Genomic DNA, 14351 nt, shown 5'->3' with positions numbered 1-14351 from the left:
ACCCTGAATGCTACGCATCCTACAATTTCTTTATAGTTTAAGGTCCTTTCTTTTATTCATTTTACTAGAAATAATTGCCATCTGGCTACTAGTAGCAAATAATTCCCCCCAGGGTGCTGCGTTCTTTAATAGCTCCAATGCATTAGTAGGCTCAATTTTGGAGACCCAATCGAATGTGAGTGATTTTTTCTCTCTTGCTGAAGCCAATGAAGCTTTAGTAGTAGAAAATTCAAGACTCATGGAGAAATTGAGTAGTTTAAAACTGGAACCGGATAGTGTATCAATCTCTTTGGATTCAGCCTTGTCTTCCCAATTTGAATTTATGGGAGCAAGAGTGATCAGTAACTCTTTGCGATATACTCAAAATCACATGACCTTGAACAAGGGCAGGAAACAAGGAGTGAAACCAGGAATGGGGATTTTCAATGAGAGCGGAGTAGTCGGAAGGGTAAAATCTGTTTCAGACAATTATGCAGTCGGCATTTCGTTATTGAATAATGATCTTTTGATCTCGTCGATTATCAAGTCTACCGGAGATTTTGGATCTATCAATTGGAATGGGAAAGATTCCAAGAAAGCCAAAATGTTGTATGTCCCAAGACACGTCCAGGCACAAGTTGGGGATACGGTGGTCACTTCAGGTTACAGTGCGGTATTTCCTAGAAATTTAAAAATAGGTGTCATCTCAAATGTTATCCAATCCTCAGATCCAAATTACTTGGATATTGAAGTAACCCTCACTGCGGATTTTAGTAAAATTTCTTATGTGTATTTAGTAGAAAATACGCAGATCGATGAATTGGATTCTTTATATCAACAATCTGAATTAACTAATGAATTTTAGAAATCTGATTTCTTTTATTTTTCTTCTATTGATTTTAGGGCTCGTTCAGATTCTTTTTTTAAAAAATCTTGCCCTATTCGGTATTGCATTTTGCTTTTTATACTTAGTGGGGATTCTTAGCTTACCATTTCAAATTAGAGAAATCCCACTCTTATTAATCAGTTTTGGAGTCGGTCTTACTATTGATGTATTCTATGATACCTTAGGATTACATGCCTCTGCTGCCACCCTACTTGCATTTTTAAGACCATTATGGTTAAAAATCATCCGACCAAATGGAGGATATGATGACTCTACCCAACCTACCCTGCAGGAAATGGGATTGGGATGGTTCATAAGCTATTCCCTTCCTTTAACCTTTGCATTTTGTCTATTATTCTTTACTGCTGATCAATGGGGGTCAGGAGCTTTTTTAGGGATCTTAAACAAAAGCTTATTCTCCTCGATTTTTACAGTCCTTTTGGCTATAATTGTACAACTACTGTTCTTCAAACGTAGGAGAGGAATCTGATGAACGACCAAAGACCCGTAGCAATAATCATCTTCATTTTCTTGATCGGTTTGGTACTATTGACCAAACTATTTATGATCCAGGTAATGGACGACAGCTTTATGAAAAAAGCTGAAAGGAATGCTATACAGCGCGTGGTAGACCACCCCTACCGAGGGCTCGTATATGATCGGAATGGGAAACTTTTGGTTTACAACAATCCGATCTTTGATCTGATGATTGTGCCAAAGGAATTTGAAGTAGGAGACACTACTCGATTCCTGGAACTTTTCAAAATCACTAAAGAGGAGCTAATAGAATCCTATCAGGCTGCAAGAAAATATTCTTGGGTAAAACCCTCCCCGCTGATCAAGCAAATTTCTACTACGGATTTTGCCAGAATGCAAGATTACCTCATAGATTACCCGGGATTATTTATCATGACCCGCTCCGTCAGATCTTATCCATTGCCCATTGCCGCTCATGCCTTGGGTTATATTGGAGAAATCAATGCAAGGCAATTGGAAAGAGACTCGTCCAATTATTATGTCCAGGGGGACTACGTTGGTCTGAGCGGAATGGAACGATTTTATGAAGATGATTTAAGAGGAAAGAAAGGGGTTAAATATAAAATGGTCAATGTAAGAGGCGTTGACAAAGGGCCTTTCAAAGATGGAGAATACGATACTGCTTCTATAGCTGGAAAAAATATTACCTCCACCATTGATATGGACTTGCAGAAATATGGTGAGTTGTTGATGGGTGGAAAAAAAGGTTCGGTAGTGGCTATTGAACCAAAAACTGGAGAGATTTTGGCCATGATTTCCTCTCCCTATTATAATCCAAATGATTTGACCGGGGCTGATTTCAGTAAAACTTATAGAAGTTTAAACTCTGATGAAAGCAAACCTCTCTTCAACAGGCCTATCATGGCAACTTATCCTCCTGGTTCCATTTTCAAAGTGGTTCAGAGCTTAATTGGGTTGCAAGAGGGAATCCTTACTCCAAATACTACCTTTGCATGTAACAAGTCTTTGGTGGCTTGCCATAATCACCCTTCACCAGTTAATCTATTCGGTGCAATAAGAAATTCTTGTAACCCCTATTACCACCAAGCTTTCCGTCAAATCATCAATCAAGAAGTTTCTTCGAATACTTACAAGGACACTGAAATTGGACTGAATGCTTGGCGGGAAAAAGTGTTGAAATTCGGTTTAGGTAGTCGATTGGGAGTGGATATGCCCAATGAAAAAGGAGGTAGCGTCCCATCCAGTAAATACTATGACCGTTTTTATGGTGAGGGCAGATGGAAATACAGCACCATTTACTCCCTTTCTATTGGTCAAGGCGAAATGCTGGTCACCCCGCTACAAATGGCCAATTTAGCTGCAATCTTTGCGAATAAAGGATATTACTATCCCCCTCATTTAGTAAAATCCATAGACAACGATCCTACAAAAATTCCGGAGAAATACAGAACGAAAAATGAGGTCGGAGTTGATGCTCATCATTTTGACATGATTCAGGATGCCATGGCAGAAGCACTATATGGTACAGCAACCCGAGCAATTATGAAAGATTTGGTCATTGCAGGTAAAACTGGAACCGCTCAAAACCCCCATGGTGAAGACCATTCTGTGTTTGTGGCCTTTGCCCCTAAGGATGATCCAAAAATAGCCATCGCGGTGTATGTAGAAAATGCGGGTTGGGGTGGTAGAGCTGCTGCTAGTACAGCCTCCCTCATGATCGAAAAATACATCCGCAATGAAATCACTAGACCTGAGCTAGAGCAATATGTACTGGCAGGGAATTTTATTTATTAAATGAGAGAGTCCGATATTCATATCAGTCGTGTGGATTGGTTAGTAGTAGTCATCTATTTTGCCTTAGTCATTTTCGGCTGGTTCAATATCTATGCAGCAGTCTATGATAGCCAGGCTCCACAAAGCATGTTTGACATGTCTATCAACTCTGGACAGCAATTGGTGAGAATTGGAATTTCTGTTGTCTTGATTATCCTGATCATGGTAGCAGATTACCGGTTTTTTGAGAACCTTTCCCTTTTCATCTATATCTTTTTTATTGCCTTACTGGTCGTTACTCCTTTTATAGGAAAAGAGGTAAACGGACAGGTTCTTACGGTCGGATTTGGCTCTTTTAGAATTCAGCCGGGAGAATTTGCAAAGCTGGCTACAGCATTGGCACTGGCCAAGGTGATGGAGCGTCCTACCTTTGATCTAAGTAAAACCAAAAATCAACTCATTGCTTTTGGCGTCTTATTAATTCCGGTGGCTCTGATCTTATTACAGCCAGATACTGGAACAGCCATGGTTTATTTTTCTTTGCTTGTGATGTTTTATCGCGAAGGACTTCCCCAGCGTTATTACATTTTAGGTTTTGGTTTTATAGCCTTGACACTTTTATCCTTGGGAATAGAAAATAACTTGTACCTGGTAGCAGGCATTGGACTAATTGTTCTGATTTTAATCATCATTGGAAAAAAAAGCTGGCAAAGAATCATTGTTTTTTCATTGATAGGATTAGGTATGGTTGCCTATAGCTACAGTATTGATTTTGTGGTTTCCAAACTTCCCGATCACCAGCAAAATAGAATCATGGTCCTTTTTAATCCTAATTTAGATCCATTAGGCGTGGGGTGGAATGTCACGCAATCCAAAATTGCCATTGGCTCTGGAGGTCTATTAGGAAAAGGCTATTTGGAAGGAACTCAAACTAAATTTGATTTTGTGCCCGAGCAGCATACCGATTTTATTTTTTGTACGCTAGGAGAAGAATTTGGCTGGGCGGGTAGTCTGGTGGTAATCGGACTATTTGTAACTCTATTGGTTCGTTTGGTAATCATGGCGGAGCGGCAGAAAACCAGGTTTGCAAGAATTTATGGATATGGAGTTATATCCATCCTGCTATTCCACTTTATGATCAATATTGCTATGACTATTGGTTTATTTCCAGTGGTGGGTATTCCATTGCCCTTCTTTAGCTATGGAGGATCCTCCCTCTGGTCCTTTACCATACTTCTGTTCATTTTTGTGAATATAGATGCCTCTAGAGCTATGCAATTAGGAAGGTTGGGTTAAGAAGTTAACAGCTTATTAAGCCACGCCTGCTTTTGGGGCTCTCGGTTTTTAATTGCAAATGGAGTATGAAAATGATGCGCTTTTAAAAAATTGATTTGCAAATTTTTCCACTGTTCATCTGTCTCAATGACCTTCATGTATTTGAGCTCTTCAAAAAGTTTCTGACTAATTTCAGGATAATCGGTTCTTCCTAAATAATCCAAATCCGCATCACAAATAATCATTTGTAAGGGATTTAAAGGAGTCTGAGGAATTTTGGTAGCCATCACCAAGCCTTTTACTTCTTTAATGTGGCTTTCATTCATTCCTAATTGCTGCATAATCCCTGCTGCCATTTCCGAACCTACCTCCTCATGATTTGCAGGACCTTTTAAGAACCCCATATCATGAACAATTGCTCCTATTCTTAATAGATATCTTTGTTCTTCCGAAAGATTTAAACGTCTGATATATTGCTCACAAACATTTAATACGTCCAACGTATGATCCATTCCATGATAGGAAAGATATGAAGGCAAATCGGCTTCAAGCTTGTCTAGTACAATTCTCCTAAGTTTTAGATATCCCTTCATTTCATTAAAAAAGAATTCAGCCTAATAACGCAGTTCTTAAGGCATAATACAAAATAAAAACAAACAATAGGCCAATATTGAAGGAAAGAAATCTAATAGATAGGTTCACATTACGGAATTTTGCAGCGGTGATTTTGGCATTAATATATACTTGTTCTCCTAATTGTTCAAGTAAAGGCTTTCGTTTTACACTTACCTGCTCCAACACTTTTACGTATTCCTTGATGGTTCCGTAAGAATTGATGATATCTCCAAAAAAGAATACACTATTATCAAACTTACTTTCAATTTGGGGCATAAAGCATCTGAAACTATAAAAAATTGAAACTACACTAAACAAAAACCACATCGAAAGGAAAATATAAATAAATGGGTCTTCAGCGGCCACTTCAATTAAATGGTCAGAAAATTGAAAAAATACATTAATTAGTAAACCATAAAAAGAAAGCACTAAACCGGCCTTGATTTCTGAGGCTTTTATCAAATCTCTTAGGTAATTAATAAGATACCAGTAGTTATCAATAATATCTATACCAGAATCAAATTCAGGGACATCCTCCATCCCTTCTCCTTTTTTGACCATTACCTAATTTTAATTTTTAAAAATTTAATCCTTTAAATTCAAGATATTCTATGATTTAAACAAATCCTTTCGTTTTGATTTTTTTGATTAGGGGGTAAAATAAAAAGGGCATTTAAAAAATGCCCCTTTCTCAATCAAACACTGATGATTACACATCATCGAACTTTCTATAAATCAATAAAAGAAACTCCTGAACAGGTTCGGACTCTGTCTCCCAATTCAATTCGTTCACATAGCGTGAGTTGACAAGGTCAATTGCATCATTAAAATTTCGACATGCATCGATAGATTTTAATGCATGGGTCAATAAATCTGAATTGCCATCGAAAAGCTCTTTGGTGAACATAAACCGTTGATTAATAGCAAGGCTTTCAGACAAATCACCTATCACCCCTTTCATGCCATTATAAGATTCTGAAGCAAACCTGCTTTTAATTGCAGCAATGTTCAATGATGATCCATTCCCAGCATGGTTAGTTTTAGGAGAGGAAAATACTGGTTCTTCTTTTTCCAATTTAGGGATTTCTTCTTTAGGCCCTTCCTTCACCTCATTTTTTGAAGGAGTAACTTCTGCAGCATCCATTTGATCAAAAAAGGAAGTAGAGGAATCATCTTCATGAGAAGCAGGGCTTATTCTTGGCTCTTCTGCCCCTATTGGCTCCCTGTAAGCATCCAGGTTAAAGGCTTTGATATCACCGAAGGTTGCCAACAAAAGATTTTCTGACTCTAAAGAATCTTTTACTACCTGGTAGTTAGCACTGATTGCCCTGAGGTATTCACTTTTATCATGTCCAAAGCCTGCCTTATCAATCAAAAATGTAATTACCCGATCATGCCATTTATAGTATTTTTTATTTTCTTTCAAATACTCATTAATTTTTCCTTCCGGAGTATTCTCTATTTCGGATTGATAATACCGAACAGGATCAGTCGCTAATTGGATAGATTGAACGACAGCCGTTTCTATCAAAGGCTCTATATGAGTACGTTCCACCTTTATCCTTCTGGACAATACATTCATAAATTGTGAAAGGGCTTCATGGACAGCTATATCTCGATAATCAAAATATGGATTGCTTTTCAATTTGGCCAATTCATCCTGCCAAAGCTCAAATAGTCTTTTTATAACAAAAAAGTTTACTTGAGTACTGCTGGTTAATTGAATAATATCCTGCCCTGTCATGTATTTTTTCGAAGCAAAAAACCCTTCGCATACGATGCTGGCGTACTCCTTGCCGTATTTTTCTAAATAATTGCTGTTAATTTGAATAGTCATTGGTTAGTCCTGTTTAAAAAAGCAACGAATAAATGTCCCGAATAGTCATTCAAAACCTATTTAATCGAGAAATTAATTCTAATGCAGCTCATTGTAAAGTTATTGAATTAATTCATGAAAATGGTATTGATTGGATGCATGCCTGTGGTAAAAAGGGACGATGTACCACTTGTAAGATCATTGTTATGTCTGGCAGTGAAAATTTGAGTCCCAAAACTCCCGCAGAAGAGAAATTTGAGAATCTTGGAAGGTTAAAAACCAATGAACGCTTATCTTGTCAAGCAGAATTGATCTCAGGTGAAGTGGTGGTTCGTGTGGCTGAAATCAATAAGTTTCCACATATAGAATATAGTAAATAAAGATATGTTTATCGAACCTTCAATAGGAAGGAACAAATCTCCTGATAGAAAAGGTCAAATAGAAGTTATTTGCGGGTCCATGTTTTCTGGCAAAACCGAAGAGTTGATTCGAAGGTTAAACAGAGCAAAAATAGCCCGTCAAAAAGTGGAGATATTCAAACCATCGATCGATAAAAGGTATAGTGAATCAGAGGTGGTTTCCCATAATGAAAACACCATCCGTTCTACTCCAGTAGATTTTGCCGGAGACATCCTTTTGCTGAGTGGGGACTGTGATGTGGTAGGAATTGATGAGGTTCAGTTTTTTGACAATGAAATCGTCTCTGTTGCGCAAAAACTTTCGAGACAGGGTAAAAGAGTGATATTAGCAGGCTTGGATATGGATTTTGAAGGTAATCCATTCGAGCCCATGCCCAGTTTAATGGCCATAGCTGAATTTGTCACGAAGGTCCATGCAATTTGTATGAAATGTGGTGATCTAGCGGCCTTTTCTCTTAGACTTTCAGATTCCAAACAAAAAGTGATGTTGGGAGAGAAAGAAGCCTATGAGGCTAGGTGTAGGAAATGCTTCTTCGAGGATAAGAACTAATGCTTCATAAAACATCAGGAATCGTATTAAGCTATATTCGCTACAAAGAGAGTAGCATTATTTGCAAAGTTTTTACTAGAGAACTTGGATTGAAGTCGTATTTAATCAATGGAGTAAGAAGTCAGAATAGTAAATCTAAAATTGCCTTATACCAACCCATGACCTTATTAGACATGGTTGTTTATAATAAAGAAAGTACTGGACTTCAACGGATATCTGAGGTCAAACTAATCCGAGCTAATCAATTGATCCCTTTTGATTTTAACCGAACCGGAATAGCATTATTTATGACGGAGGTACTTACAAGGTCTATTTATGAAAATTATCAAAATGAGTTCCTTTTTGATTTTTTGGAACAAAGTATTATCGAATTGGATCAACAAGAGTGTTCCATAAGCCATTTTCCTTTGGTATTTTTAATAGAGCATGCCAAATATCTCGGCTTTGCTCCCGAAAGTGCCAAAGAATTTTTAACAGAGAATCAAGGACAACCCTTTAGATTAGAGGAGCTTGAGTCAGCTGAAAATTTCATCAACAAGTTAATTGCTTCTAAATATGCTTGTGATGTCATCGTCCCTTTGTCTTTAAGAAGGAAATTGATGGATCACTTACTCGAATTTTATAATCAACAATTGGAAAACAATCAAACCTGGAAATCCATGACTATACTTCGTCAGCTTTTAGACTGATATAAAAACAATTAGAAAGAAAATGACACTAAAGGAATAAAAATTTGCTAAATCCAAACCGATCCTTTAATATTGTGTCGTAGCGTAGTTGTCTAAGTCAGCCCACTTTGACTTAAGTTTTTCCTGCAGACCATTTTTGCTCAGAAAATCAATTACGATCCCAAATACCGCATTTTACAAAATATTATTATTTCATACCCTCTTTATGTACAACATAGAAGAACTCAGAATCAGACTACTGTCTGAACTGAAGGAAATCGCAGAGGAACTGGGAGTTAAAAACCACAAGACTCTAAAGAAAGACGATCTAGTCTACGCGATCCTTGACCAGCAAGCTATCACCCCAGAAAAAGCATTGCCTAAAAAGAAACCGTCTGTTGCTGAAATCAAAGCTCCAGAGGAAGAGAAAACAGTAGCACCAAGTGCAAAACCTGCTACCGAAGAACCTGAATTCAAGCCTAAATTTAAAAGGCAAAATGTAACGGAGATCCCGAAAGAAAAACCTACTGAGAACTCATCTTCGGAAGAACCTAAGAAAGAAGCACCAGCAAAAACTGAAAGAGCACCTAAGAAAGAAGCACCAGCAAAAGCTGAAGCTACTAAAGAGGATACAGCTAAAACAGATGAAGCCAAAACTTTTAGACCAAGAAAAAAGGTTTTTGATGAGAAGAGTAAAGAAGAAAATCCAAAATCAGCTGTGCCTTCTCCAAAATCCAGCGATAAACCAGAGCCAGAGGTAGAACTTCCAAGAAGGAAAAATTTCAAATCTCAGGATGAGGTGATGGCGCCTGCTGCTGAAACTACACCACATTCCAATAGAAAAAGACCTTTTGTCAGTGCTCGTGAATTTGATGGTGTTATTGTCAATGAAGGTGTCTTGGAAATGATGCAGGAAGGCTATGGTTTCTTAAGATCTTTAGACTACAATTACCTTGCTTCTCCCGATGATATTTATGTGTCACCTAGCCAAGTAAAACTGTTTGGCTTAAAGACAGGAGACCATATCAAAGGATCCATTCGACCTCCAAAAGAGGGGGAAAAGTATTTTGCCCTATTAAAAATTGAGACAGTCAATGGTAAAACCACGGATGAAATAAGAGATAGAGTACCATTTGAGTACTTGACACCTCTTTTCCCTGAGGAAAGATTAAATCTTTCTACTTCTCCTGATAAAATGTCTACAAGAATCCTGGATTTATTTGCGCCAATTGGTAAAGGGCAAAGAGGGATGATTGTTGCACAGCCAAAAACTGGTAAAACTGTACTATTACAGCAGATTGCCAATGCGATCACCAAAAACCATCCTGAAGTGCATCTGATGATTCTTCTGATTGACGAAAGACCAGAAGAAGTGACGGATATGGCGAGATCGGTGAATGCAGAGGTGATCTCTTCTACATTTGATGAGACGGCTGACCGTCACGTAAAAGTGGCCAATATTGTATTGGAGAAAGCCAAGAGAATGGTGGAAGTTGGTCATGACGTGGTGATCTTATTGGATTCTATTACCAGACTTGCCAGAGCCCATAACACAGTAGTACCTAGTTCAGGAAAAATCCTTTCCGGTGGTGTGGACGCCAATGCACTTCATAAGCCAAAAAGATTCTTTGGAGCTGCGAGAAATGTTGAGAATGGTGGTTCATTAACCATCATTGCTACAGCCTTGGTAGAAACAGGATCTAAGATGGATGAAGTGATCTTTGAAGAATTCAAAGGAACAGGCAACATGGAACTGGCCTTGGACAGAAAACTTGCCAACAGAAGAATCTATCCATCTATCGATGTATTGAGTTCTGGAACAAGAAGAGAAGATCTCTTGATGGACAAAGAAGAAATGCAGCGAGTATGGATTCTGCGTAAACTCATGAGTGATATGACCGCTCAGGAGTCTATGGAATTCTTATTACAGCGAATGAAAGGAACCCGAGATAATGCTGAGTTTTTGATCAGCATGAACGGGTAAATTATCAATTCCGAATCGATTTTAAAGCCTTTGATTTAATTAAATCAAAGGCTTTTATTTTTTGTAGAATAAAAAATCCAAACAGATTTTTCAGTAGTTATTCGACATTTTTTTGGAGGTAAATGTAAAAAATTGATGGAGACTATTTACATTTGAGAACCCTAAATAAGTACACCCTATCCACTGACATTCAATGAATTATGACTTAAATATTAAGGCATATAATTTAAATTTCAGTTGGTATTCAATTAGCTAGTTGTTTTAATTAAAACAGCATTTAATTAGTTCTGAAAGAATTTGGTCTTTAATCTCACCCTGATAAAGATTAAATTTTTAAGTCTAAAGAATGAATCTAAAATTTGCTCTTTGGAGCTTCAAGTTTTATTTCAATTTGAACGCTCTATTACGGTTTTCATTGATTTCAATCTCTTTTTTATGGAGTGTTTTAGATTCTTCAGCCCAATATGTCAGGTCTGTTAGCGCAACAAAGACCTACACTTCCAACGGAACATTCACAATCACTGACCTTTCTGATATTACAGGGTTTGACCCAACAAGTGAAATTTTTGCAGTGGCAAATGTAGATATCCTACTAGTTGGCGGTGGAGGTGGCGGTGGAGGTGGCACTTCAGCTGGAGGTGGAGGTGGTGGAGAAGTTAAAGTCATCAATGTGGATTTGAATTTAGGAGCTGAATTAGTTATTACTATTGGAACTGGAGGAAATGGTTCAGTTAACTCAAGCAATAGAGGAACTGTTGGAGGAAATACAATCGTTGTTTTAAATTCTGGAACTATTTCTAGTACGTTTAGAGCTAACGGGGGTGGATACGGAGGAGGCTCTGGTTCAAATAGAGATGGCGGTATTGGCGGTTCGGGTGGAGGAGGTGGTTCTAGAATAACTCCGGCATCTCAAGCTGGCCCAGGTTCTGGAGGCGGAACAAGCTCAGGAGCTGGAGCAGGAATCATTTATTTAAATTCTGGAGGAAACGGAAGTTATACCACCAATTCTTTAGCAGCTGGAGCCGGAGGAGGAGGTGCTGCTGGAGCAGGATTTTCTGGCGTATCATCTGCTTCTATTGGGCAAGGTGGAAATGGAGGAGATGGAATTACTCCAAATGGTTTTACAGGGATTTTTGGAGCCGGTGGAGGTGGAACTGGTACGACTGCAGATGGAGTGGGAGGAAATGGATACGGCTCAAATGGTTCAGGAGGAAATGCTGGAGCCTCTAGTGGAAGTAAAGGTGCTGATGGAGTGGTTGTGGTAAATATAATCTATAGGATCTTACCCGTTGAAATTCTTTATTTTAATACGTTTTATAATTCAAGAGATCGAAAGAGCTTGTTGGAATGGGCGACTGGCAAAGAGTGGCAAAATTCTCATTTTGAAATTGAGCGATCAGTAAATACGATCGAATATTGGGAAACTATTGGGAGAGTAGATGGAAAGGGATATACTCAAGAAATTTCTGCCTATTCATATCAGGATGAACATCTTCCTTTTACAGGTGGAAATATATTTTATAGGATAAAACAAATTGATGTAGATGGAAGCTTTAGCTATAGTAAAACCAAAAGCATCCAGGTAGACCCTTTGCTATCCTCTAAAAAATGGAATCTTTATCCTAATCCAACCAACGGTGCCAATTTAAATTTAAGACTAAATGATCCAGCTTCTCTTTTTGACCAGTTAATAAGTGTCTCAATTATCCAAATGAATGGGACAACCAATACTTTTTCAGGTTATAACCCTGACGAACTAACAGCTATTCTTCGGGAATATCTTCTTCATTCCAAAAATGGGTTATACACTATAAAAATTAATTGGGGATCTCGTCAAGAATCTCATAAAATCCTTAAGAAATAAACCTAACTAGCTCTTCCAATTTTTTCAGAACAAACAAATCAATAATTGACGTTACAAAAATAGAAGTATCGAAGATTCTTGAAGCTAACACAAAAAAGCAGGATATTTTTTCAATGAATTTTGGGTTAACCCGTATTGATTTTCGAAACCTATCTTGAAACCTTATTTCTAACGCCTTTCCAATTAATAATTATCCAATTCTAGATCAGGATTCCCAAATTATGTAACATCTTCTGGCTTTAACTCCTATTGATTGGTCATTCTCTAAAAATTGTCAGGTCATCTAGTATTTAATTCAATAAGGTAGTGGACACAAGGCTTCAGAAATATGCAAGAGTTCAAAGAATAAGATTAGAATTTTTAATTCTATATAAAATTGAAAAAAAATCAGGAACGTTTTTGAGTCCTGAATAAAATTTAGACCACTTTTGAGATTCCAATTTTTCAAAATAGTTTACAACTAAAAAATAAGTATTAATTGCATATATTTTAGTTAGAATAGAATAATATTTGTTTTTCGTATAATTATTAATAGATTTGGCACCATTTCTACTAATATTCAAAACATTGTTTTATATATACTCATATAAGTGCAGGTTAAATGCATATATTTGTAATATAAAATATTAGTCAAAAAATTTCTATTGCCTATTTGAAACTTTACAAAAAAATCAGCTTTTAAAGACAAAATTAATTCTTGTCAATTTAATTCTTGAGTAATCGTGAGAATGGGCCTTTACTAATTGAATTTCAATAATTTATGTTCAATTTCTTTTAAACTAAAAAGCAACTTAGTATATTTGAAATACATTTTAATGGATTCGAAATTTTTGTTACCAGATAACTAATTAATGCATCTGAAACACTTTTTACCTAAAATACTTTTTCAACCCATCTTTCTGCTTGGAATGATGCTTGGAATAGTATTTTCAAATTTTTTAGCAGCTCAGACACAGACAATTACAACACCTGGATCAGGGACTTTTACCGTTCCTGCAGGAGTAACTTCTATTACTGTTGAAGTTTGGGGAGCAGGAGGAAGTGGAGGAACTAAATCAGGGTCTAACGGAACTGTTGGAGGAGGAGGTGGTGGAGCATATTCCAGTAGCGTAATTACTGTAACACCTGGTCAAGTCATAAATTTTAATGTGGGGTTTGGTGCGCTTACCACAACAAATGGAGAAGACACATGGTTTTTAAGTAATACTACTTTAATGGCCAAGGGAGGAAATTCAGTCCCATTGAATTCAACTTTTGGTGCCAGCGGTGGATCAGCTGCAGCAGGCTATGGTTCAATCAAGTTTAGCGGTGGGAATGGTGCAGATGCAAATGGAAATGACGGAGGAGGCGGAGGTTCCTCCGCTGGAATTAATGCAAATGGAATTAGCGCAACAAATAGTTTAGGAGCTATAGCACCAACAGGAGGGGGAAACGGAGGAAATGGAAGATCTGGAAGTTCAGGTCAAAATCAAGGAAGAGGTGAAAATGGAGTCGCTCCTGGGGGAGGAGGTGGTGGTTCATACCGCAGCAATGCATCCGGTACAGAAATAGTTGGTGGATATGGAGGAAATGGCCAATTAAGAATTTCTTATATAGCTCTTACATCTGCCTCAGGTACGGACAATCAGTCTGTTTGTGAGGATGATCCGATAATCGAAACGACTTATTCATTCCCACCAAATTCAACGGTTACTATTTCAGATTTACCCACTGGATTGAGTTCAGACATTAATTATACTGCAGGAACTATTTCTATTACTGGAACGCCAACCACCAGCGGAACCTACACTATAGATGCTACACCTCCCTATAATTCATTTTTTACGCTATCTAAGCAAGGAACTGTTACTATTATTCCAAGACCTGATGTTACAGACATGACCGAAACTGTTTGCAGCGGGGATTTATTCACAGTAACACCTACAGATGGTATTGATGGCATTATTCCAGCCGGCACTACTTATTCATGGGATGCCCCTGTGATTTCTGCTGGTTTGACAGGTGGTGTTTCAGGTAGTGGAAAC

The 14351-nt window shown here is 37.7% G+C and carries 13 protein-coding genes; 10 read left to right on the top strand and 3 right to left on the bottom strand.

All coding sequences use genetic code 11. The features are described from left to right. Positions 1-7: 7 nt before the first annotated feature. Genes mreC through rodA form a run of 4 tightly spaced genes read left to right on the top strand, consistent with a single transcriptional unit; the run spans position 8 to position 4432 of the window. Positions 8-844 carry a rod shape-determining protein MreC gene (mreC, locus tag JYB62_RS15750; protein ID WP_205646362.1) on the top strand — a complete coding sequence of 279 codons (837 nt, stop codon included), beginning with the start codon at positions 8-10 and terminating at the stop codon, positions 842-844. Then, positions 834-1355: a rod shape-determining protein MreD gene (locus JYB62_RS15745; RefSeq protein WP_205646361.1), complete on the top strand. Its 522-nt coding sequence runs from the start codon at positions 834-836 to the stop codon at positions 1353-1355. The genes mreC and JYB62_RS15745 overlap by 11 nt, the downstream gene beginning before the upstream one ends. Next, a complete protein-coding gene (mrdA, locus tag JYB62_RS15740) occupies positions 1355-3157 on the top strand; it encodes a penicillin-binding protein 2 (protein WP_205646360.1) in 1803 nt (600 codons plus the stop codon). Before JYB62_RS15745 ends, mrdA begins: the two co-directional genes overlap by 1 nt. Then, the gene (gene rodA, locus JYB62_RS15735; RefSeq protein WP_205646359.1) at positions 3158-4432 is read left to right on the top strand and encodes a rod shape-determining protein RodA; all 1275 of its coding nucleotides are present in this window, start codon (positions 3158-3160) and stop codon (positions 4430-4432) included. It begins immediately after the preceding gene. Here the strand turns inward: rodA and JYB62_RS15730 are convergent. The 3 genes from JYB62_RS15730 to JYB62_RS15720 all read right to left on the bottom strand — a co-directional run bounded on the left by JYB62_RS15730 (position 4429) and on the right by JYB62_RS15720 (position 6863). Then, entirely contained in the window at positions 4429-5004 is a 576-nt protein-coding gene (locus tag JYB62_RS15730) for an HD domain-containing protein (RefSeq protein WP_205646358.1), read from the bottom strand. The genes rodA and JYB62_RS15730 overlap by 4 nt on opposite strands. A gap of 16 nt (positions 5005-5020) precedes the next feature. Further along, on the bottom strand, positions 5021-5587 hold the full coding sequence (locus JYB62_RS15725; protein ID WP_205646357.1) for a Pycsar system effector family protein: 567 nt from the start codon (positions 5585-5587) through the stop codon (positions 5021-5023). A gap of 148 nt (positions 5588-5735) precedes the next feature. After that, positions 5736-6863: a hypothetical protein gene (locus JYB62_RS15720; protein ID WP_205646356.1), complete on the bottom strand. Its 1128-nt coding sequence runs from the start codon at positions 6861-6863 to the stop codon at positions 5736-5738. 32 nt (positions 6864-6895) lie between these two features. On the opposite strand from JYB62_RS15720, the gene JYB62_RS15715 reads away from it, so the two are divergent. The 6 genes from JYB62_RS15715 to JYB62_RS15690 form a co-directional block, all read left to right on the top strand. Next, positions 6896-7222 (top strand): 2Fe-2S iron-sulfur cluster-binding protein, encoded by a 327-nt coding sequence (locus JYB62_RS15715; RefSeq protein ID WP_074226648.1) that lies wholly within the window; start codon positions 6896-6898, stop codon positions 7220-7222. A gap of 4 nt (positions 7223-7226) precedes the next feature. Beyond that, the gene (locus JYB62_RS15710; protein ID WP_205646355.1) at positions 7227-7811 is read left to right on the top strand and encodes a thymidine kinase; all 585 of its coding nucleotides are present in this window, start codon (positions 7227-7229) and stop codon (positions 7809-7811) included. Then, entirely contained in the window at positions 7811-8500 is a 690-nt protein-coding gene (gene recO, locus JYB62_RS15705) for a DNA repair protein RecO (protein WP_205646354.1), read from the top strand. The genes JYB62_RS15710 and recO overlap by 1 nt, the downstream gene beginning before the upstream one ends. A 205-nt stretch (positions 8501-8705) precedes the next feature. Beyond that, the gene (gene rho, locus JYB62_RS15700; protein ID WP_205646353.1) at positions 8706-10463 is read left to right on the top strand and encodes a transcription termination factor Rho; all 1758 of its coding nucleotides are present in this window, start codon (positions 8706-8708) and stop codon (positions 10461-10463) included. Between the two features lie 346 nt (positions 10464-10809). Further along, positions 10810-12327, top strand: a complete 1518-nt coding sequence (locus JYB62_RS15695) for a glycine-rich domain-containing protein (protein WP_205646352.1) — start codon at positions 10810-10812, stop codon at positions 12325-12327. Between the two features lie 851 nt (positions 12328-13178). Beyond that, on the top strand, positions 13179-14351 hold a 1173-nt coding region (locus JYB62_RS15690), incomplete at its 3' end, for a glycine-rich domain-containing protein (RefSeq protein WP_394369697.1).

The organism is Algoriphagus lutimaris (genome assembly GCF_017051705.1).
Lineage (GTDB): Bacteria > Bacteroidota > Bacteroidia > Cytophagales > Cyclobacteriaceae > Algoriphagus > Algoriphagus lutimaris.
This window is presented reverse-complemented; position numbering and strand designations above follow the sequence as displayed.